General features: G+C 41.8%; 23 protein-coding genes, 1 tRNA gene and 1 pseudogene. 5 read left to right on the top strand and 20 right to left on the bottom strand.

Features of this window, described 5'->3' with window-relative positions; translation table 11 throughout:
• Positions 1-236: 236 nt before the first annotated feature.
• From RE474_RS03180 to RE474_RS03165, 4 genes and pseudogenes are all read right to left on the bottom strand, one after another.
• Positions 237-914: pseudogene (locus tag RE474_RS03180) on the bottom strand (homocitrate synthase/isopropylmalate synthase family protein); the annotation flags it as partial.
• A complete protein-coding gene (locus RE474_RS03175) occupies positions 910-1,611 on the bottom strand; it encodes a sulfite exporter TauE/SafE family protein (RefSeq protein ID WP_438861585.1) in 702 nt (233 codons plus the stop codon). The pseudogene RE474_RS03180 and the gene RE474_RS03175, both read right to left, overlap by 5 nt.
• Positions 1,612-1,755: 144 nt before the next feature.
• Positions 1,756-2,355, bottom strand: coding sequence for an FmdE family protein (locus RE474_RS03170; protein WP_309311537.1), 600 nt, complete (start codon positions 2,353-2,355; stop codon positions 1,756-1,758).
• 388 nt (positions 2,356-2,743) lie between these two features.
• Positions 2,744-4,090, bottom strand: a complete 1,347-nt coding sequence (locus tag RE474_RS03165; RefSeq protein ID WP_309311536.1) for a hydroxymethylglutaryl-CoA lyase-like TIM-barrel protein — start codon at positions 4,088-4,090, stop codon at positions 2,744-2,746.
• Positions 4,091-4,353: 263 nt separating this feature from the next.
• On the opposite strand from RE474_RS03165, the gene trpY reads away from it, so the two are divergent.
• Positions 4,354-4,857, top strand: coding sequence for a TrpY family transcription regulator (gene trpY / locus RE474_RS03160; RefSeq protein WP_309312196.1), 504 nt, complete (start codon positions 4,354-4,356; stop codon positions 4,855-4,857).
• Positions 4,858-4,921: 64 nt separating this feature from the next.
• Here the strand turns inward: trpY and RE474_RS03155 are convergent, their stop codons facing one another.
• Both RE474_RS03155 and RE474_RS03150 read right to left on the bottom strand, forming a co-directional pair.
• A complete protein-coding gene (locus tag RE474_RS03155; protein WP_309312195.1) occupies positions 4,922-6,130 on the bottom strand; it encodes a geranylgeranyl reductase family protein in 1,209 nt (402 codons plus the stop codon).
• A complete protein-coding gene (locus RE474_RS03150) occupies positions 6,111-6,794 on the bottom strand; it encodes an HAD family hydrolase (protein WP_309311535.1) in 684 nt (227 codons plus the stop codon). Before RE474_RS03150 ends, RE474_RS03155 begins: the two co-directional genes overlap by 20 nt.
• Before the next feature lie 187 nt (positions 6,795-6,981).
• Between RE474_RS03150 and RE474_RS03145 the strand changes: the two genes are divergently transcribed.
• Positions 6,982-7,131, top strand: a complete 150-nt coding sequence (locus RE474_RS03145) for a hypothetical protein (RefSeq protein WP_309311534.1) — start codon at positions 6,982-6,984, stop codon at positions 7,129-7,131.
• Between the two features lie 47 nt (positions 7,132-7,178).
• On the opposite strand, the gene RE474_RS03140 is transcribed toward RE474_RS03145, so the two are convergent.
• Entirely contained in the window at positions 7,179-8,045 is an 867-nt protein-coding gene (locus tag RE474_RS03140) for a helix-turn-helix transcriptional regulator (protein WP_309311533.1), read from the bottom strand.
• A 200-nt stretch (positions 8,046-8,245) separates the two neighbouring features.
• Between RE474_RS03140 and RE474_RS03135 the strand changes: the two genes are divergently transcribed.
• Positions 8,246-9,397, top strand: a complete 1,152-nt coding sequence (locus RE474_RS03135; RefSeq protein WP_309311532.1) for a cupredoxin domain-containing protein — start codon at positions 8,246-8,248, stop codon at positions 9,395-9,397.
• A gap of 45 nt (positions 9,398-9,442) precedes the next feature.
• Here the strand turns inward: RE474_RS03135 and RE474_RS03130 are convergent, their stop codons facing one another.
• Positions 9,443-10,393, bottom strand: a complete 951-nt coding sequence (locus tag RE474_RS03130) for an alpha/beta hydrolase family protein (protein WP_309311531.1) — start codon at positions 10,391-10,393, stop codon at positions 9,443-9,445.
• A 50-nt stretch (positions 10,394-10,443) separates the two neighbouring features.
• A tRNA-Arg gene (locus tag RE474_RS03125) sits at positions 10,444-10,515 on the bottom strand.
• A 385-nt stretch (positions 10,516-10,900) separates the two neighbouring features.
• Here RE474_RS03125 and thiS point away from each other — a divergent pair.
• On the top strand, positions 10,901-11,095 hold the full coding sequence (gene thiS, locus RE474_RS03120; RefSeq protein ID WP_309311530.1) for a sulfur carrier protein ThiS: 195 nt from the start codon (positions 10,901-10,903) through the stop codon (positions 11,093-11,095).
• A gap of 36 nt (positions 11,096-11,131) precedes the next feature.
• Here the strand turns inward: thiS and RE474_RS03115 are convergent, their stop codons facing one another.
• Entirely contained in the window at positions 11,132-11,443 is a 312-nt protein-coding gene (locus RE474_RS03115; RefSeq protein ID WP_309311529.1) for a transcriptional regulator, read from the bottom strand.
• A 423-nt stretch (positions 11,444-11,866) separates the two neighbouring features.
• Here RE474_RS03115 and RE474_RS03110 point away from each other — a divergent pair, with 423 nt between their 5' ends.
• Complete coding sequence (locus RE474_RS03110; RefSeq protein WP_309311528.1) at positions 11,867-13,240, top strand: MASE3 domain-containing protein; 1,374 nt, start codon at positions 11,867-11,869, stop codon at positions 13,238-13,240.
• Positions 13,241-13,262: 22 nt separating this feature from the next.
• Here RE474_RS03110 and RE474_RS03105 read toward each other — a convergent pair whose 3' ends face one another.
• From RE474_RS03105 to rpoA2, 10 genes are all read right to left on the bottom strand, one after another.
• On the bottom strand, positions 13,263-13,619 hold the full coding sequence (locus tag RE474_RS03105) for a DUF1641 domain-containing protein (RefSeq protein ID WP_309311527.1): 357 nt from the start codon (positions 13,617-13,619) through the stop codon (positions 13,263-13,265).
• A 12-nt stretch (positions 13,620-13,631) separates the two neighbouring features.
• The gene (locus RE474_RS03100) at positions 13,632-14,822 is read right to left on the bottom strand and encodes an NAD(P)/FAD-dependent oxidoreductase (protein ID WP_309311526.1); all 1,191 of its coding nucleotides are present in this window, start codon (positions 14,820-14,822) and stop codon (positions 13,632-13,634) included.
• Positions 14,823-15,066: 244 nt separating this feature from the next.
• Positions 15,067-15,378 (bottom strand): 30S ribosomal protein S10, encoded by a 312-nt coding sequence (rpsJ, locus tag RE474_RS03095; RefSeq protein ID WP_015052947.1) that lies wholly within the window; start codon positions 15,376-15,378, stop codon positions 15,067-15,069.
• Between the two features lie 37 nt (positions 15,379-15,415).
• Positions 15,416-16,684 (bottom strand): translation elongation factor EF-1 subunit alpha, encoded by a 1,269-nt coding sequence (gene tuf, locus RE474_RS03090; protein WP_309311525.1) that lies wholly within the window; start codon positions 16,682-16,684, stop codon positions 15,416-15,418.
• Between the two features lie 123 nt (positions 16,685-16,807).
• Positions 16,808-19,006, bottom strand: a complete 2,199-nt coding sequence (locus RE474_RS03085) for an elongation factor EF-2 (RefSeq protein ID WP_309311524.1) — start codon at positions 19,004-19,006, stop codon at positions 16,808-16,810.
• A gap of 33 nt (positions 19,007-19,039) precedes the next feature.
• On the bottom strand, positions 19,040-19,609 hold the full coding sequence (locus RE474_RS03080) for a 30S ribosomal protein S7 (RefSeq protein WP_309312194.1): 570 nt from the start codon (positions 19,607-19,609) through the stop codon (positions 19,040-19,042).
• The gene (locus RE474_RS03075) at positions 19,606-20,034 is read right to left on the bottom strand and encodes a 30S ribosomal protein S12 (protein WP_309311523.1); all 429 of its coding nucleotides are present in this window, start codon (positions 20,032-20,034) and stop codon (positions 19,606-19,608) included. The genes RE474_RS03080 and RE474_RS03075 overlap by 4 nt, the downstream gene beginning before the upstream one ends.
• 50 nt (positions 20,035-20,084) lie before the next feature.
• The gene (locus tag RE474_RS03070) at positions 20,085-20,510 is read right to left on the bottom strand and encodes a NusA-like transcription termination signal-binding factor (protein WP_309311522.1); all 426 of its coding nucleotides are present in this window, start codon (positions 20,508-20,510) and stop codon (positions 20,085-20,087) included.
• 14 nt (positions 20,511-20,524) lie between these two features.
• Positions 20,525-20,812, bottom strand: coding sequence for a 50S ribosomal protein L30e (locus RE474_RS03065; RefSeq protein WP_091708292.1), 288 nt, complete (start codon positions 20,810-20,812; stop codon positions 20,525-20,527).
• Positions 20,813-20,916: 104 nt separating this feature from the next.
• On the bottom strand, positions 20,917-21,972 hold the full coding sequence (gene rpoA2 / locus RE474_RS03060; RefSeq protein WP_438861584.1) for a DNA-directed RNA polymerase subunit A'': 1,056 nt from the start codon (positions 21,970-21,972) through the stop codon (positions 20,917-20,919).
• Between the last annotated feature and the right edge of the window lie 9 nt (positions 21,973-21,981).

Below are 21,981 nucleotides of genomic sequence, written 5' to 3'. Positions count from 1 at the left end.
AATCATTTTGCCATTATTATGCCATACTTCCAAAAAAGCGATGATTTAGGTTATTGTATTGCTCTTTATTTTCAATGAAGGATTAGATTTCAACAGAATTTTTATCCGATTCTATCTAACGAGGGCGGTAATTTTTTAGTTTTAATGAAAGTCTTAACTAAGTTGTAGATGTCAATGATAATGTTAAAAAAGAAAACACATAGCTGCCACCAACAGGCAGCAGCCCAAAAACAAAATCAGTCTATGGTATCGTGCATGCGAGGTCTGATATCTTTCTCAGAACTCTTCGTGCCGGAAGAATTACCGTTCTCTTCTTCTTCCTGACGGTGCATGTCCTTGCTGAGCATCGGGTTGAACATGTAGTACTTCTTGACGTATCCGAGTATCTCCTCATCGGAAATACATGATACCCTTTTGTCCTCGTTGTAGAGTTTCTGGATGTCAGCCTGGATGGCACGGAGACGTTTATCGTTCTTTTCTACCTCGATGTTCACGTCCATCAGTTCATTGAGAGTTTCCTGAACCTTGAACCTGAGCACTTCGATACCTGATGAATCACCAATAAGGAAGATCCTCTTTCCACCGACTATCTCAGGTAGATATGGTTCGTATGTAAAGGGGTTCTTGATGACACCTGCAGTGTGGATGCCGGACTCGTGTGCGAATACGTTGTTACCCACTACTGGCTTGTTCCTTGGTATCCTTATGCCGATCTCCCTCTCCATGAACTTGGCAAACTCAACAAGGCAATCAAGGTTATACTTGTCAAATCCTTCAACACGCCTCATAAGGAACAGCAGGAGTTTTTCCATTTTAGCATTACCTGCTCTCTCACTGATTCCAAAGAAAGTTACATTGGACCAGTTTGCACCATGCCAGTAACCTGCAATTGAGTTAGCAAAATCAAAATTATATCAACCCATAAACTATTTTGATAGCCATTATCCACAGAACCACACCAAACATTTGTTTGATCGTTTCTGATTTCATTTTGCTGTGCATTAGATGTGAACCTACCTGTCCTCCTACGAATGCAGCTATAGCTGTATAGGCCATGAGAGTCATGTCCAGATGTCCTGTGGTCAGGTGACCAAAGAACCCTGAGTAAGAGGAGAACAACACAATGAAAGCTGATGTAGCTGAGGCACGCTTTGTCTCAAACCCAAGTGCAATCAAAATCGGTACAATAAACACACCGCCACCAAGCCCGAGAAGTCCCGCAAAAAAACCTATCACAAATCCAAGAACGATACCAATGATGGACCTCTTTTTCTTATCCGTGAAATTAGTTGATACATTCTTTGCTCCTTTGTTTCCAAAAATCAGCATGCGTGCTCCGGCAAAGATTAACACAATGCTGAGTATCCATAGCAGTATCTCAGTTGAAACGAACTTGGTAAAGTAAGCACCGATTGGAGCTCCTATGATGGAAGTCACTACGAATGGAGCTGCCACTTGCAAGTCTACCATTTTTTTTCTGTAATAGGTGATTGCCGCTGAACTGGCAGTTATTCCATTGAGAAGCAATGCGGTAGGTATTGCGATGAGCATATCGATGCCGAGCCAGTAAAATAAAGGCACATATACAAGGGAACCCCCAAGTCCTAGCATTGAAAATAAAACAGCTAGAAAAAAGATGATAACAGCAATTATAATTACATCCATATGACCAACTCCAGACTTTGTAGCAGTATATTATGTAAAAATGGCTGGTGCAATTGCACCTATCGCCAAATAATCTGTTTTATCAATTACTTATTTTTCAGCACAGGGTTTGCAAAGGATCTTACCATTAACATCCTGCAATTTATGAGCAAATGTACGTTCACCGCATTCCTCACACAGTCCTGTATCAAAAACTCCTTTTTTCTTTTCAAAAGCATAATCGAAAACCGGACTGATAACGAGGAAGTTTTCTTCAGGTATGCTTAGTATTTTGTTGATCAGGGGTTCAGCGATCTCAGAATCAATGTCCTGTGGAGGTACACCTATTTTTCTCTGTTCAACAAATGGGGATTTTAGCATGTTACCAAAGAATTCAGGTTTTATGTATGCTCTGATTGCTTTCTGATTTATTGTATCGATGAGTGTAAAAGCCATTTTACCATAGTAGGTCTTCTCAATATTGCTTTTTCCATACGTACAACCGGTAATGGTCATAAGACCATCAACAAAACATCCTGCTGCATGATCATTTCCTGTCTCTGCAATCAGATAGAGCTCTTTATCTTTCGATCTGTCAACGCCAAGTGCATTCATAGCAGCAGCTCCGATTCTCATTCCAAGTGGCATAGCAGGGCACCTGTGGCCGTGAAAAATAAATCCTGTTTCAAGATAGTCGTTTGCGTCAATCATTTTAACATATTCCTTTTACTTTTGATAAACCACGTTTTCCCATGGCTTTCCAAGCTAGTCGCAATCTTGGTGGCATTTCTGGACAATGATATCCGTGGGATTTGAGTCCGGGATTTTCATCTTTTCTCATTTCCATATTTTATTATCCAGAAATTCACTGTAACGGTATTGGACTTTACTCGCAAAACCGCTAATATACAATTCATTCGTCTATATTTAAAGATAGCGGTTTCAAAACAATTTGAAATACTATGGTATCCAAAATGTGCTGTTGCAAAACATAGATCCTTTACCAGTACGTCGAATCTTACATAAAGCGGAAATTTCCCTCTCCAAAAAAAAGAAAACACTAAGCTGCCACCCTCGGGCAGCAGCCCCAAAAAAAGAATTAGTCAATTGTGTCGTGCATACGAGGCTTGATCTCGTTAACACCACTAGACTCACTGACATCTCCGTTCTCATCGTCTTCCTTGCGGTGCATGTCCTTACTGACCATCTGGTTGAACATGAAGTACTTTTTCACGTAAGCCATGACCTCTTCATCGGATATGCAGGAAACCCTCTTCTCGTCGTTATAGAGTTTCTGGATCTCTGTCTGGATTGCCCGCAGACGCTTGTCGTTCTTATCTATCTCTATATTTACTTCCATAAGCTCGTTCAGTGTCTCCTGAACCTTATACCTCAGAACTTCAATGCCTGATGAGTCACCAATGAGGAATATCCTCTTACCACCAACAATCTCAGGTGGATATGGCTCGTAAGTGAATGGATTTTTGATTACACCTGCAGAGTGGATACCTGATTCGTGAGCGAATACGTTGTTACCCACAACAGACTTGTTTCTTGGAATACGGATACCTATCTCCCTTTCCATGAACCTTGAGAACTCAACAAGGCAGTCAAGGTTATACTTGTCAAAGCCTTCGATACGCCTTGCAAGGAACAGCAGGAGTTTTTCCATTTCTGCATTACCTGCTCTCTCACCGATACCAAGGAAAGTCACGTTAGACCAGTTTGCACCGTGCCAGTATCCTGCAATGGAATTAGCAACTGCAAGACCGAAATCATCGTGGCAGTGTGTCTCGATGTTTTTCACATTGAGCTCATCCTTCAGGTATTTTGTAATCATTGGCATGCCGAAAGGCTCATCAACATCCATAAATGGAATTCCAAAACCAATCGTATCACAGATACGGATTGTACAATCCGGGTCAATGTCCATTATCTTCTTAATAAGCGGGAAAGTGAAATCATAGTTGTCTGCACGAGTCATATCCTCGATGTGAGCCCTGGTGCGAAGTCCGTGGTCAACTGCATACTGTAGTGCATTGAGATATTTCTCCTCAGCGGTCTCACGGGTCAGTCCCATCTTGTCAACGATGTGTGGGTCTGATACTGACATCAAGATACCTGTTTCTTCGATGCCGTCTATATTCAGGACCATATCAATATCCGCAGGGTTTGCACGTGCCCAACCTGTGACCTCAGGGAACTCGTAACCGTGGTCCATCATGAGCTTGATGGCTTTTCTATCCCTTTCGTTATAAACAAAAGATTCAAGCTTCTCGATTCCGATCTTGTGAAGATACTCGTATATCTGAAGCTTCTGCTGACTTTTCATGACAATACCAGGCATCTGTGCCCCATCCCTGATAGTGCTGTCACTTATAGATACTTCCTGCCCCAGTGGTAATTTGATTTTTGGAAGATCGTCATAATCTTTGTATATTTTCATTTGATACCTCCATTTCTACTTTTTTTAAATTTCAAAAAATCCAGAGTTCGAATTAGTGTGTGTTAGCCTTAGAAACGAGTTAGTGTTAGCACTCTAATTAAGCATATCACTCTGGATTATCATCTTCATGAGTTGAATTGTAACTTACTATGGATGAACTCCTACTTAAAATATCGTTTCTATATATATCGGTAGGATGGCCTATTCCTCCTTACAGAACTAAACCTTTAAATCTTTATATTTTAAAAGATTACATGGTTGATATGTGGAGTATATTACTTAGAAAATTTGAGAAATACCCGGCCCAGCAAAAGGTCCTGAAGCTTCTTTTTGAGCGTGGTTTCCAGGTTAACGATGAGGGAAAGGTCACCTCAGGTGCCATAGAGATAGCACACACACAACTTGCCAGGGAAGCAGGAGTCGACAGGCGTGTTGTAGATTCCACAACAGAGGTCATACTTTCAGATGATCAGCTAAAAAAGATATTCCAGAACGTAAAATCAATTCCTTTTCTCCGTGATGTAGCTCCTCTCATGGGACAGGGTGTTATTATCATTACTCCTGATGATGCTTCTCATAAGGGAATCATTTCCGAAGTCTCCACAGTTATAGCACAGCATAACATCAGCATAAGACAGGCTGTATCAGATGATCCGTTTTTCATAGACGAACCCAAGCTTACAATAATTACCGATACCAAAGTTCCGGGAAGCATTATTGAAGACCTGCTCAAACTGGATTCTGTAAAAAGCGTAAATATAGCTTAGCCCAAGTCTGATGAATTAAGATTAGGCTGCAGGCAAATGATTGTGATTATTACATAATTTTCTATCAGAGTACAGCTTTTGCAAAAGCCCTGAATATCTTTAACATATGCACCGATTTAGATGGGTGCAGCAACTTTTTTATCAGTATTGAAGGATGATCCATATCACCGTAACGTGTTATGGTATCAAGGATGGCAGGATTGTTCATAGAACCTATCAATTCATCAATTTCTTTATCTTCAAGTCCTGCTGCAAACCTGTGAATTCTCATTCCCATGGCAAGCTCTTTCCCAAGTTTTGTCCTCCAAAGTTTGTCGTATTCAGAAAGGAATGGTGCAGAGCTATTTTCCTGTTCTGCAGCCTTTGCGGCGATTTCACCGGCAATCTTTGCACATACTGCTCCGGTATAGATGCCACCACCTGATGTAGGTTTGACCTGTCCTGCTGCATCACCGACTATCATCACACCGTCAGTATATGTCTTATCAAGGGGTCCGAGAGGAATTCCTCCCATTACAAGGTCAAGCTTTCCGCCGCCATATCTTGAAACTACATGCTTATTTTTAGTAAGCAGATTCTCAAGGACCCGATGTGCCGACATTCCATATTTCGGGTCAACAGCCATTCCAACGCGGGATATGCTTTCATTGACCGGAACAGTCCACCCGAAAAATCCCGGTGCCTGTGAACCGACAAACAACTCCACAAAATCGGTGTCATCACTGTGATATGGTACTTCTGCCTGAATTCCCGGAAGCACTTCGCTTACGTTTCCAAGTCCGGACCATTTTGCAACCTGACTTCGGACACCATCAGCGCCGATTATGACTTTTGCTTTCAGAACCTGCTTTTCACCGCTCTTAACAACGGAAACCTTCTGTTCATTTTGTGACCTTTCAATACCTGTAACTCTTGATTTCAGCCACAGGTCAACATCCTCCTCAACAGCCTTCGCGGCAAGTTTTCTGTCGAATATCTTTCTGGAAACAACGTAAGCTTTGGTTCTTTTGCCATCAATTGGAAGACAATCTCCATGCATTGGGTGAATAAAAGCGCCTCTTACAGAATTCAGTATGGAACTGTCTGATGGGTCGATCTCACACTCGTTGACTGCTCTTGTACTCAGTAGTCCGGTACATCCAACAGGAGTACCAATGAATGCGTGATCTTCTAAAATAAGTGTTTTTGCGCCATTCAATGCAGCATATCTTGCTGCCACAGAACCGATTGGTCCTCCGCCTACAACAATAACATCATATTCTGTCATTTTCATTGAATTCAAGTACGATTTCCAGAACCTCGCGGAAGTTGTTGAGGGTTCTGTCAGGTTCATAATCACCTGATGTCCTGTCCATTGCGCTGTTGCGGTCACCATAAGCTGCATACGCCGCCATCATGCCAAGTTGCTTTGAAGGCATGATGTCCCTTCTCAGACTGTCACCAACAAAAAGTGTTTCCGATGCTAAAAGTCCCATAGTGCCAAGAGCATATTTGAATGGTGCAAGGTCTGGTTTTTTCTGGCCTGTCATATCATGCGCCGTAAGTGAGTGTATCATGCCTTCCAGCCCAGTTCTTACAAGTCTTTTTCTTGCATTGTCGCTGTTGGCATCGGTGACAATTCCAATTAACAGTCCGATTTCGTTAAGTTCTTCCAGAGTTTCCCTTACATCCGGGTAGAGTTTGATATTATTGATCTTGTGGGTTTCATATATTGTAACACATTTCTGGTATTTTTCAGCAGGATCAAATCCATTGTCAAGCATGTAATCCCTGATATTTTCCGGATTTTCAAAACCATGGGTTTCCCTGCGGAAATACTCGAACAGCTCTTCCGGGTCACCTGCACCAAGAAAACTGACAACTTCTGTGCAAGCTATCATCTTTGCTTCTACAAAGTCAAAGAGGGTGTTGTCCATATCAAAAATAACGCCCTTCAAATTAGTTCCCATTTTATCGTTCGATCCTTTTTCAATGATTCCTGTTCAATGCTCTTGTTCTGGGTTTAATGCTCGATATCTATATATAAATTCGGGATTGCATATTAGTATACAAATGTTTTATATATTTTGTATGTTTATGTGGGTTATAGATAACTTTATGTGTCTGGATAGGGAGGTACTGAGTTTGTCTGAGTCAAAGAAAAAAAGCACTGTTGAAAATACACCAACAGCAAAAATAGATACTGGAAATGGTTGCGAACATGAAAGAATTACCCGGTCTGAGGAAGAAGGATTTTATTCTTCATGCGGACAGGCATTCATTCGCATAAGTTAATAATACGTCCATTGATCTTTTGTCCGGACTATTGACCTGACCATAGTTTACCTATTTTTTATAACTTCATATTCCGTTAGCTTTTCTGCTCTTTCCATGTAATGTTCAAACAATTCTTTTCCCCATAAAACAGCGGACATTTCAGAACTAGTGATCATGGAGTTGTTATATTTGCCTGCATTATCCAGGAGTGCCAGTGAGAAAAAGCTGTCAGTTACTATCAGGTTAAGGGGCACAGAGTTTCCTTTGTGGACAAAGATGTTTGAACGTAAGTCACTGAATAGATTCTCTATCTCTTTATCGTACTCTTTTTTCAAGGACATGAATACCGGATTCTCTATCTGTAAAGAATCTGTTTCAGATAGTATTTCTTTTCTGACAATTCCGTAGACATCTTCTGTCATAATAAGATCTATTTCTGTTCCCTTTTCCATTAGTTCAGAGTAGATCATCAGTTGTGTCGGATGATGTACTGATACAAAAGCCATTATTCTGTCAGAGCCCTTAATGTTAATGAGTATCTCTTTATCCTGCTCGAATATGTCCGGAATGGCCGGTTCAAGTATCTCACATTCCCCAAGCTCACCAATCCTGTAAAGAAGCTCTTGCGGTATTGGGCTAAGATCATGCTTCAGCCAGTAATCTCCGTATCTCTCATGGACATTTAAGGTAATCAGAAGACTTTCCATATTATGGACTATAATATTCCCCATGGCTGTAAGGGTACAGGTGCCTTTGTCATAATTGATCAGATCCCACTCAACAAGCTTGTTAATCTGTGGTATCATAGATTTCCATGGGTAATCAAAAGCTTTCTTTATTTCCTCTGAGTTTTTCGTTCCATTTTTCAGGAACAACAGTAGATCCTTTCTTTTCTCTGAAAGGAACAATGTGTCGATCAGTGATGATCGCATATAAACCCCTTTTTAATTTATGTTTCTATACATAAATAGTAATTGGAATATTGTTCCCCATCAGGAATATACCTATGCTATGTTCCTTTTCTGCTTGCATTGGAATATTCGTATTTCTGTTGCCATATCGTGATGGTTTTGGCTATATTACTTTAAATGAAAATATAATATGAGGGCGTGGACCTCGGGAGGAACAGTCTATGGGATCTATAAGGACAACAGCATTAGTTTCGGCTTTATTCATAACAGTAGCACTTCTATTCACATCCGTGTCTGTGGCTGCATATGGTTCAGATATGGGCATGGCAACATCGTCAACGGACTTGAGTAACGAGAACTATGAATTTACGATGATAAGGGTAGCAACTCCTGAGTCACTGGAAATTACGGTTGGGGATACGGTGACCTGGAGAAATCTTCAGAGGCCTAAGATGGCGATAGTTCTTGTAAGTGACGATGGTCTCTGGGATGATCAGATCATCTACTATGGCCGTATATTCTCTTATACTTTTGATGAGCCCGGAACCTATACGTTTAGTGTTCAGGATAATCCTGCAATGTCGGGAACTATCGTTGTATCTGAGAAAATCCTTCAGTCTGCATCTGACATGTCTGATGAAGATGACATGATGCCACAAGAACCTCAGACCATTGCGGTAATGACACAGTCTCGTGAAATGGATAAGGCAATGGTACAGGAACATGTTCTTGACCGCAACAATGAGTTTCTTATTGTTCGTACTGTGACACCAGTTTCAATGGAAATATACGCAGGTGAAAGTGTTATGTGGAGAAATCTTCAGAGACCTAAAATGCCAATCGTTCTTGTAAGCGATAATGGTCTCTGGGAAGACCAGATCATCTACTATGGCCGTATATTCTCTTATACTTTTGATGATCCTGGGACTTATTCTTTCAGTATTCAGGATCATCTGGAGATGACTGGTATTATAGTTGTTTCTGAGGAAAGGATGGCATCCGTGGAAGATGAAGAACCTGATGATACGGTGGTTGCTCCATCACCTGCAATGATGAGAGAAGGTGAGGATGCCGGCACTATGGAGCAGGAAAGGATACGTGACCCGGAACAAGCAATGGAACAGAATTATGAGTTCCTCGTCATCCGCATTGCAACACCTGAGTCGATGGAGATCAAAGTAGGTGAGACTGTAACCTGGCGCAATCTCCAGCGTCCAAAAATGCCGATTGTTCTTGTAAGTGATGATGGTCTCTGGGATGATCAGACTATCTACTATGGCAAGACTTTTTCTTATACCTTTGAAGAAGCAGGTACCTATACGTTCAGTGTCCAGAATAATCCTGCAATAACAGGTATGATCGTTGTGACATAAATGGTGAAAAGGCTCTTAGCCTTTTCATTTTTTTATATTTACAGCTTATTCGAATATGATTCCAAGTTCATTTTCGATGTCTTCAGCCATAAGCGGAGAATAGCCGTGTGTGCTTCCGTTGATAGGATAAAGTGCCTTAGGTTCTTCGGCTTTATCAAAGGTTCGAAGTGCATATTCATAGGGAATAGTGCTGTCATTCATGGAGTGCAGCATAACAAACCTGCGTGAGCTTATCATATCCAGATAGTTGTCAGGGTCGATTGACCTGTAAAACTTATACGCATCCATGTTTATATTGTCGTTAAGTTCTATGGAATCAGTATCATATCCGCTTGTGCTGATTCCAATCACTCCTTTTATTCCAGGTTCTATTGCAGTTGCTATTATGGCAAATCTGCCACCATTACTGAGACCCAGCATTGCAATGTTGTCCTCATTAACTTCAGACTGGTCGGCAAGAACATTTGCAGCTGCAAGTGCATCATGCACCATCATGTATTCTACTGGTTCTGTTCCATTCATGTAAAGTGCCAGGTCACCTTGTGGGTCAATTCCTCCAAGATTTCTCTGGTCAATTGTAATAGATGCGTATCCAAGGGATGAAAGCAACTGGGGAACTGCTGTCTGCTGTTCTTTTGACACTCCTGCTCCGGGAAGAATTACAACACCGGGTACATTCGTACCTGACTCTGGGATCCTTATAAGTCCTGCAATCTGGGAGCCACTACTTTCAAAACTGACTTCCCTGATGATATCTGCATCATTAGCTGCAGATATGTCATTTGAGCTGTAATCAATATTTTTTATTACCGGAAAGGAAAGAATACCATCATCCGAAACAGACCAGTTTTCATCATTGTTCGAACTGTGCATGATTCCAAAAGCACCGGCTGCCATGAGTAGTATTCCCAGTGCAAGCGGGAGAAGTTTGACATTCATCTTTCGTTGTTCGGTTTCTGTCTTTCTTTTTCCTTTTGCAGTGTGTTTCTGACTCATGGGATCGCCAAAATGATTTTGATAGAATAGGGATTCTAGGACTAATGGAACGAACCTGCCGGGAGTCGAACCCGGGTTCTAAGCTCCGGAGGCTTAAGTGATATCCGCTACACTACAGGTCCGCAATAATATTAAGCTCGTTCTGCATGTTTCTCATTGAAGATAAATATAGTGTTTTTGTCAATGTTCTTGCCTGTGGACTGTCTATTTGCTTTAGATTTTGGCATCAATGTATTTTATTAGCCATTGTACGAACGTTATTTTTAAATATCACAATTGTGTATTATGCTCTATCACAATTGTGACCAGGCATAAATTGCCAATTACCAGGAAATTGGTGCGGCTAACATTCTTCTGTAAGATGATGTCGTTCCGGTTCAAGTCCGGGTCCTGGCTTGAGGTTTAACCTCAAATCCCGCAGGAGTCTTCTGGCTCCTGCTGAAAAACGTCTACTCCAAACTAGTATTCCAAACTACCTCCATTCCATTTTTTTCAAGAGGCAAATATATGAAAGTAATACTTCCAAATGGTGACATTAAGGAATTAGTCACAGATTCGTTAACAGTAGAGGAATTACTCCAACGTTTAGACATAAGTCAGGGTGAGGTTCTTGTATCAAAGAACAAGTGTATTATTCCTGAAGACACCATTCTAGAAAACAGTGATGATATAAGGATTATCCAGGTTGTATTCGGAGGCTGATGCTTCGTCAAAGCAACTTGGATCAAAAAAGTATTACTAATCATTAGAACATTGTTGACCTTCTTCTCTAAGCTGTTTACATATTGCACATATCCTTGAAGCAAGGTCATCTACCCTGTTCTCTTTCATATCTTCGGCAAGCTCACGGATAGATGCTTTCATATCATCCTCAAGTACAATCCTGTAGCCTCTTTTCTTGGACAGGTATTGTGAAACTGCAGAAGGTGCCATATCAAGCTGTTTGGCAACTTCCTGCTGTGACAGTCCGCAATTGATAAGTTCTTCTGCAATGGCTGCTCTAATGGCGGGTAATACGTCCCAGACTATCATCTGACATGGTAATTTCATGTATATTCCTTTTTATTGTTGTTTTTAAATAAAAAATCTCACAATTGTGAATATATCTATTTGTTATATTTAATATCTTTTGTTGACATACCGAATATTCTGCTGGTTATATATGCAGTTTCAACTTCCGGATTTATATTGCCTGATTATTTATGAAGTTATACATTAATTCCGTTATTGATGGTCAACTCCATAGTTTGGATATTGGGACTTTTTTACAGTCCCGCTCCATTTGTTTTTGATAATAAATTTATATCATGGAAATCGATATAACTTGCAATAGGGTTAGTGTAACAAATGCGGGGTTACTTTGTGAATTTACAAAATATATATGATAAGTATTCTGAAGCAAGTATTGTGGTTCTGCTTCTTCTGATTTTGTATCTTATAAGTCTTAGTAACTATCTCTTATTTCACAGTATTGTGGAAGTAACAAGTATAACAGTTATTGCTGCTGTTTTTCTGATTGCATGGAACTCCAGAAAATATCTGAAGAATTCATATCTTTTGTTTATAGGAATAAGTTTCTTTTTTGTATCATGGTTTGATTTTCTGCATATAATCAGTTACAAAGGAATGGGCATTTTTCCGGGCAATAATGCAAATTTACCTACTCAGTTATGGATAGCTGCCAGATATATGCAAAGTATCTCATTTCTGATTGCCCCTCTTCTTATGAAAAAAGAGCTCAATTACAGAAAAGTTCTCGTCATATATTTTGTATTTACGTCCCTTATTATCGCAGTTATCTATCGGGGATATTTCCCTGATTGTTATATTGAAGGCAGTGGTCTTACTCAGTTCAAGATCATAAGTGAGTATATCATATGCCTGATATTACTTGCTTCAGCCATATTGCTCCACAGGTACAGGGATAAATTTGACAGTAAGGTCTACAGCTTGATCATAGCTTCTATTATTCTCACAATATTTGCGGAACTGGCTTTCACCTTTTACATAGATGTTTATGGTTTTTCAAACCTGATAGGTCATTTCTTCAAGCTGCTGTCATTTTATCTTATTTATAAGGCAATAGTCTTCACAAGTCTTGCACGTCCATATAATCTTCTTTACCGGGAGTTAAAGATGAGGGAATATGACCTTGTTAAGAAGAAAAAAGCCCAGGAAGATCTGCTTGAAACTCTGAGTCTGGTGAATCAGATACTCAGACACGATATTCTTAATGATCTGAACATTATTTGCCTTTCAATTGATAACCTGAAAGAAAGAATGTCCGAAAGAGAGCTTGACTTTTCGGAAAAGGCTGTGAACCATAGCATTAAACTTATTTGTGAGATGAAGGATTTTGAGTCACTGATGTATATCAGGGAGCTTATGACCATTGATCTTCGTATGCTTGCAATAGAAATTTCGAAGGAGTTCCCTGTAAAGATCAACATATCCGGATACTGTTCGGTAAAAGCGGACAGCGGTCTTCATTCGGTTATAGGCAACATTATACAGAATGCTGTTATCCATGGTAAAGCAGATACTATAGATATATCTATGGACTCAAAGGAAGATTATTGCGAACTCAGGATATCCGATAATGGAAGTGGTATACCGGACAAAATAAAAGAGAGGATATTCGATGAAGGTTTCAAATATGGTAAATCCGGAAACACTGGTCTTGGATTGTACATTGTAAAAAGAATAGTTGAAAGGTACGGAGAGATATCCGTAGAGGATAATACTCCATCAGGAGCGACATTCATTATCAAGTTCTACGACGATAACAGGAACAATGGAGGCGAAGGAGATCCGATTCCAGTTAAAGAAAATGAAATTCCCACATAACTGGGAATCTCTTAATCGGTTTTTACTCTTCAGTAGCTCTTCCTATTGCTTTTACAAATGTGAGTAAGACACCCATACCTTTCTGGAAGTCTTCGTCACCCATCTGTTTAATCAGTCCTCCCAGTCCTACTTTAGGAGGGTTAAGAATTGCTTTATCCAGCTCAGGGTCCTGAACTGCTCTTTCCATGATCTCAACCATGTCAGTGCTCATTGCAGCATTTATCAGTTTGAACATGGTAGTCATGATCTCAGCTATTCCATGTGCAGTCTGATCATTCATGTAATCCTGCATAATCCTTGCAGTTCTGATGAGGTCCAGGAAGGCATCCATATCTTCCGGTGCAATTGGAATATTTGTTGGTATATTATCATTTTCCATATTTTTCCCTCCTTAGAACAACCCTTTAACACTCATATCCCAGTGCAGGTAGTAATACATGCGATATACATACCATCCCATTTTTGTAGGTTTGAATGGTGCAGGCATGGTTCCATAATTCCAGGTGGCAATGTAAGCCTGGCCAGATGAGGTCGGTGTTTCAGTTTCTACTATGATGGGGCAACCTGTTTCTCCTTCATATGGTACTTTTGTTCCGTTACCATATATTTCATTGATGAGATTCTGACTGACAACAAGGGATTGATAATGTGCTCCTATTCCGGTTTTCAGCACATCTGCCGGCCCGTTGTCTCCAAGGACGTATACATTATCATGGTTGCCTGCAGGTCCTCTGTACTGGAGGGTGTTTTTATCACATGGTACCCATCCTTTTTCATCGGTGAGTCCTGAGTCTGAAAGTACTTGCTGTGGTTTATGCGGGGGAACTGCTATTAATAAGTCGTATTTGACCTTCTCTCCTTCTTTTGAGCTGAGTTCTTTTGTGGAAGCATTGACTTCTCCCAGTGGGAAGCTTCTTTTTACTTCTATGTCCTTTTCTTTAAGGAGTCCGCTCACAAGTTTGTTGAATTCAGGAGGTCCTATAGGTTCCATTGGCCAGAGTAATTTTATGTTGAATTGTTCCCTGTTCTTCCTTACGTTCCTCAGGTAACTATCAAGCATGAAGGTAAATTTGACAGGTGCTCCCGGACAGGGTATTGGCATTGCTGCAACGGATATTACAATGTCTCCTTTTTCGATACTGTTTATCTTTTTGCCGACTTCCATTGCTTCTTCAATTGAAGTATAGAATGTGTGCAGGTCATCAGCCAATCCCGGAACAGCATCTTTTATGGGTCTTGCACCCATTGCAATTACAAGGTAGTCATAATTGTATTTCTTTCCGCTTTTGACGCCTACTTCTTTGCTTTTGATGTCAATGGCTGTAACTTCTCCATCTTCTCCGAAAATGGAATTTACACGTGGGCTGATAAGCTTACTTCTTTTTCGTATTATATCTTCAGGGGTATAAAGCCCGAATGGAAGAAATGTAAATCCGCCCTGATTGATGCTTGTGTCGCTTTTGTCTAAAACAGTTATTTCAAGTTCGTCTTTAGCTATTTTTTGTCTGAATTCTCTTGCCAGTTTATTAGCTACCACCGATCCGGCATAGCCCGCTCCTAATATCAATACCTTTTCTTTCATAGTTAAACCCCATATTTTTTATCAGTTTGTGGTTTAGATATATTTTACGGTACTGATACTTTTGTTCAGTAGTATTTAAGGAAACGGAAGAACTTTTTAAAAGAGATTATTTACAGCAGTTCTATATGTGAATCTTTCATAGCCAGCACTGGCTGGCTATATGAAAGTTAAGAAGTAGGATAGGTTACAGATGTAATCTGTAACTTAAGGGTTATAGTTATTGATAAAGCAATAACTATAGTTTTTAGTTCTGGAGTACTATCTCAATGTTGATATCCTTTGGTACCTGGATACGCATGAGCTGTCTGAGTGCGCGCTCATCTGCTGCAATGTCGATGAGTCTCTTGTGTACACGCATTTCCCAGTGATCCCATGTAGCGGTTCCGTCACCACTTGGACTTTTACGGACAGGTACTACCATCTTTTTAGTTGGTAGTGGAACTGGTCCTGAGATACTTACACCTGTTCTGTCTGCAATAGCTTTAACCTGATCGCAAACACCATCAAGGTTTACAGGACTGATTCCTGATAATCTTATTCTTGCTTTCTGTGACATGTTGCTCTTCTCCTAAAAAAAGGAAAATTTGAGTGTCTTACTTCTGTTTGACACTCATGCACATGCCAGCAGCAATGGTCATTCCCATATCACGGATAGCGAATCTACCGAGCTGTGGAATTTCCTTTACAGGTTCAATTACCATTGGTCTGGTTGGCCTGATGGTTACAATTGCTGCGTCGCCAGCCTTAATGAATGCTGCATTCTCTTCCTTGACCTGACCTGTCTTTGGATCAAGTTTCTTGTCAATGGACATGAGAGTACATGCGGTCTGGGTGGTGTGGCAGTGGAATACTGGTGTGTATCCTGCTGTGATTGCGGATGGGTGCTGAAGGACTACGATCTGTCCTGTGAACTCTTCTGCTACAGATGGTGGGTTTGATGTTGGACCACAGACATCTCCTCTGCGTACGTCGTTCTTACCTACACCTCTTACGTTCCATCCGATGTTGTCTCCAGGGACAGCCTGTGGAACTTCTTCGTGGTGCATCTCGATTGACTTTACTTCTCCAGATACGCCGCTTGGGTTGAAGATTACATTGTCACCCTTCTTCATGACACCAGTCTCTACTCTACCTACTGGTACAGTTCCGATACCGGAAATGGTGTATGCATCCTGTACAGGGATACGGAGTGGAAGTGTGTCTGGCTTTTCTGGTTCCTTAAGCTCGTTGAGGCATTCAAGGAGGGATGGACCAGTGTACCATGGGGTGTTAGGGCTTGACTTTGTGATGTTGTCACCCTCGAATGCGGATGTTGGTACGAATGGAATCTCTGCTGCCTTGAATCCTACCATACCGAGGAGCTGGCTTACATCTTTCTTTACCTGTTCGTATCTTTCCTGGCTGTATTCAGCTGCATCCATCTTGTTTACAGCAACGATAAGCTGGTTGATACCGAGTGTTCTTGAAAGGAAAACGTGTTCCTTTGTCTGTGCCATTACACCATCAGGTGCTGCTACGACAAGAACAGCTGCATCTGCCTGGGATGCACCGGTGATCATGTTCTTTACGAAGTCACGGTGACCTGGACAGTCTACTACTGTGAAGTAGTACTTGTCGGTGTCGAATCTCTTGTGGGAGATGTCGATGGTAACTCCTCTCTCACGCTCTTCCTTGAGTGAGTCCATTACCCATGCGAAAGCGAAGGATTCTTTACCTTTCTCTTTTGCTTCAGCTCTGTATTTTTCGATAAGGTGAGCAGGTACTGCTCCTGTCTCGAACATCAATCTTCCGACAAAGGTTGACTTGCCGTGGTCTACGTGACCGATAACTGCTAAGTTCATGTGTGGTTTCTCAGCTGCCATTTTCATATCTCCTTTAATTTAATATCAATATATCAGTTTGATTTGCCATAATAGGTCTTCTTACGTTTAAACCTTTCTGACGAAATAAGGTTTTGCAGTAAAAAATACTGCAAAATCCTGTGATTACATGCTAAGGTAGTCAGATGCCTGTGGAAGTTCCTTCTTAAGTCCCTTCCTCTCTCTGATACCACATACAATCTCTGCTGTCAAGCTTGCTGGAAGTGTGTCAAATCCTGCAAATTCTGTGCTCCACATTGCACGTCCTTCTGTTGCGGATCTGATATCTCCTGCAAATCCGAACAGTTCGGATACTGGTGCCCTAGACTCAATGATGGTCATGTCACCTTCAGCGGTCATGTTGATAATGATTCCACGGCGTCCCTGGATTTCCTTGGTTGCACCGCCCATGTTGTCCTGTGGGACCTGGATGAATACTTTCTGGTATGGTTCGAGAAGTGTATCATCAGCCATAAGCATTGCTGCCTGGATACCCTGCCTGGATGCAGGAATTACCTGTGCTGGTCCTCTGTGGACAGCATCTTCGTGCAACTTAGCATCAACGAGCTTTACCTTAACACCCATACATGGTTCCTTTGAAAGAGGTCCGCCCTTCATTACTTCATGGAATCCTTCAAGGACAAGTTCCATGGTTTCATTGAGGTACTGGATACCTTTTGTCATGTCAATGTAAACATTGCTCTCGTATATATCTACGATGCCCTTTGCTTGGTCTTTGTCCAGACCTGCTGCTATGAGCTTTTCTCTGCGCTCGACTTCAGGCATACGCATGGATATCTCGCCGGCCTTGATAAGGTCTCTGACGCCTTCCTCAAGAGGCTCGATCTCAACATAGAACCTGTTGTGTCTGTTTGGTGACTTACCTTCGACAGGACCTGCACTGCCGCGGATTGTCTCACGGTATACTACGATTGGTGGTGTGGTTGTGATCTCTACACCCTTATCACGCTGAATTCTGTGAGCAATGACCTCAAGGTGAAGTTCTCCCATACCTGCCATCAGGTGTTCGCCGGTCTCTTCGTCAAGTGTGATCTTAAGTGTCGGGTCTTCCTTTGCGACTTGTCTCAGTACATCAACAAGCTTTGGAAGGTCCTTCATGTGCTTTGCTTCTACTGCGACGGTAACTACAGGTTCACTTGCGTGAGTAATACTCTCGAAAGGCTCCATGCCCTCAAGGGTTGTTACTGTTGAACCGACAATAGCGTCTCTAAGTCCGGTTACAGCTGCAATGTTTCCAGCAGGAATTATATCCACATCAAGTCTCTTTGGACCCATGAAAACACCGACTTGCTGAATTCTGTTCTTTTTTGATGTACCGGATACGAATACTTCCATTCCACGCTCAAGTGATCCACTGAATAACCTTCCGGTTGCAACTTCACCTGCATGTGGGTCCATGGTGATATCTGTTACCATGAAAGCAAGGTCAGCTTTAGGGTCTGCATTGATCATTGATTTGTAGATTTGAGAAGTCTTGTCTCCGTGCCAGATAGCGCCAATCCTTCCTTCCTGTGCCTCAAGAGGTGATGGAAGGTACCTGATTACCATGTCGTTAAGAACTTCGTGGAGTGGACACTTGTCTGCAAGCTCCCTTATTTTTGCAGGATCATCTGCTTTATTATAATCATAGATCTGCTGGAAGCTGACTCCTGTCTTCTTCATCATTGGTACACTGATTGCCCAGTTGTACAGCGCGGAACCGAATGCAACAGTACCTTCTGCTGCGTCGACTCTCCATCCTGCCTTGTAACGCTCTTCGTTCATACCTTTGATGAGCTTGTTTACGTGGTCAATGAGTTTTCCGAGTCTGATCTGCATTTCCTGTCCGTCGACCTGTAACTCATTGATGAGACGGTCTACCTTGTTGATGAACAGAACTGGCTTGACATGCTCTTTGAGTGCCTGCCTGAGTACAGTCTCAGTCTGTGGCATTGTACCTTCTACAGCGTCAATTACCACTACTGCTCCGTCTACTGCACGCATTGCACGTGTAACGTCCCCACCAAAGTCTACGTGACCTGGTGTGTCGATAAGGTTGATAAGGTATTCCTCTCCATCATACTCGTGGACCATTGAAACGTTTGCGGAATCAATTGTAATACCTCTTGCTTGTTCTTCTTCATCAGAGTCGGTCCAGCATGCGTTACCGGCAAGCTCTTTAGAGAGCATGCCTGCGCCTGCAAGAAGGTTGTCTGATAAAGTTGTTTTACCGTGATCAATGTGCGCAACGATACCAATGTTACGAATCATCTTTGGTTCGCTCATGAGTGCTGCGACACGGTCGACCATTTTATCTCTTGCCATATTAATTACCCTTACTTAAATAATTGTACAGCGTTAACGTGCTGCCTTCGCGACTCTTTCTTTCGCATCTTTCCTGTTGATTGAGAAGCATTTTGCATCACGGTTTGAAGCTGCAATAAGCTCTGCTGCGAGACATTCTGCTGCACTTCTCTTGGACTTGAAAGCTGCCTGATTTGCACCTTTTGTGATGTATCTTAGTGCAGAGTCAACACGTCTCTGTGGAGCAGTGTCAACTGCCTTTGGTACGGATATTCCGCCGTACTTAAGTCTGACAACTTCTTCCCTTGGACCTGCATTTGCAATAGCTTCTACAAGTACCTGTACAGGGTTCTTCTGTGTTCTCTTGTTAATGATATCGAAAGACTCAGAGACTATCATCATTGCTCTCTGTTTCTTTCCTGTGTTCTGCTCATTGCGCATGATGTTGTTGACAAGCCTCTCAACAATGCAGATGTCTGACTTGTTGAACTGCTGTCTTGCATGCTTACCATTTGTATGTGGGATGATTACAGGATCGAGATTTACGTACCTTTTGATACCCTGGTCAGCAACCTCTACCTCGCTGAGATCCCATTTTCCGAATAATTTGTACATATGGATTATCTCCTTGGTTTCTCTTTACGGCCAATGACCATCTCGTTTAATGATACGTTGTTAACAGCAATGACCTTGAAGCGCACACCAGGAATATCTCCCATTGCACCACCCATGCGGCCACCGATTCTTTCTACTGTAACTTCGTCGTGCTCGTCAATAAAGTTGATAGCTCCGTCTCCAGGGCAGAAAGCTGACACCTGACGACCATTCTTGATCAACTGAATTCTTACACATTTCCTGATTGCTGAGTTTGGCTGCTTAGCCTCTACACCCACTTTCTCCAGTACGATACCTCTGCCCTGAGGTGCACCACCAAGAGGGTCTGCTTTTACGTCAAGACCAAGTGTGCGCCTGTTGTAGCGAGGATCCTTCCACCTTGCATCCTTTCGCATGCGCTGAAGTGTGTGAGCTGCATATTTTCCATTTGGCATATTATATCCTCCAATTAATGTCTTTGATGAGTATGATATTATTCGAACGATCACTGCAGTATTACATCATCTATATCGTGATGTCTCTTTGCGACAAGTTTGACCTTTTCAATGTTTTTCCCATTGCGTCCTATGGCAAGACCCTTGTCCTTATTAGATACTTCTACATAAGCTAATCGCTTATTGTTCCTGCTTGTGATGTTCACTGATTTGACAGTTACCGGACTGAATGCATTTTTTATGAATACACCGGGTTCGTCCGAATATTCGACAAGATCGATCTGTTTATCCACTGTATTTTTCATACGGTTGATGTGTTCTCCCTTCCTTCCGATGGCAGCGCCCATGTCGCCTGCCTTTATCACATATATTATCCTACCGTCATCGATTATACAATCTTTGACCGCCGCGCCGGTTAATTTTTCAAATAATGCGATGTATCGGATACCTTCAGTGGATAACTTGATCTCGCCCAAATATCGCAACTCCTTTAAGCGGCAGCCAGAATATCAGACTCTCCGCTGTCAATGATTGCCATTGCAGCGATGATGAATGGTTTTCCGCATGCAGGGCCAAGTTCTGTTCCTGTGCCAGGGTAGTTGAGTATCGGTACGTTTGTGCTTTCGATCTTGGCTCTTACATCGGCAGGACAGTTTGCAGCGAGTACTACCATTTTAGCATCATTGCTAACAGCAGCATCGATGGTCCTGTTTGACCCGATGATCACCTTTCCGGTTCTGATCACTTTGATAAGTGCTTTGTCAATGTTAATATCCATTTTATATCAACTCATTTATAACGTCAGTTTGAGATTTGTATTAATAAGTGATTCCGTATATTTACTTTCTGGTTGTTCTTTATATACTTCTATATAATGAAGCATTATTTTGTAATGAGGTGTACATCTCCGGTTCCAAGCTTTATAGGCTGTCCTACGATGATGTTCTCAGTAACTCCGTTGAGCTCGTCGCGATCTCCGCGCATTCCTGCATCAAGTAAGTGGTTAACGGTAACTTCGAATGCTGCACGAGCGAACACACTGGCTTTCTCTCCTGAAATACCGTGTCTTCCAATCTGTTTTACTTCTCCATCACAGCACATGATGTCAGATACAAGCATTATGTGTCTGATGTCAACAGTAAGACCCTGTTCTGACAGTGTGTTGGTAGCTTCAGTAATAATTGAGTTCCTTGCAGCTTCGATTCCGAATACTTCATAGATCTCACCAATGTTGTTGGTGGACGTTCTTGTAACATCGACACCTTCGATCTGGAGAACCTCTTTTAGCTGTGAACCTTCTGTATAGAGTGTGTACTCCTCACCATCTTTTCTGATAACTACTCTCTTGATACCTTCAATTCCTTTAAGGGTGATTGAGTGTATGTTCTTTGCAAGCTGGAGCAGCTCACGGTATGATGGTGCATTAGGTGTAACAATTATCTGGTTTGCAACACTGCCTGATACATTTACCATTACATCCAGTTCTTCCCGAAGCTTGTCTGCGATTTCATCCGGAGTAAGTGCTCTGTGAGTAAGTGTTTTCTCATGCAGGTCAATAATAAGCTGCATATTTGCAAGGTCAGTTGTGATATCTGCAAGGTGTTCGATATGAGTTGCCTCAATCTCCCATGCAAGCCTGCGTGCCTTGTCCCTGTCCTGTGCATACTCTTCTTCCAGTGCGATTGTCATCATTGGTGTGCTTGGTGTCTTTCTTGCATCCACGATCTCAATAAGACGTGGCAGACCAAGTGTAACGTTAATTTCAGCGACACCCGCATAGTGGAAAGTACGCATGGTCATCTGGGTACCCGGTTCACCAATGGACTGTGCTGAAACCACACCCACTGCCTCACAGGGCTCTACACATGCATACTCGTAACTTTTCATAACCTGTTCGATGATATCTTCGAGCTCTTTCTTTGTAACTCCTACCTTCATCACGTCATC

It is taken from the genome of Methanolobus sediminis, assembly GCF_031312595.1.
Classification (GTDB): Archaea; Halobacteriota; Methanosarcinia; order Methanosarcinales; family Methanosarcinaceae; genus Methanolobus; species Methanolobus sediminis.
Note: the sequence above shows the minus strand (reverse complement) of the source record. Positions and strands in the feature narration are given on the sequence as shown.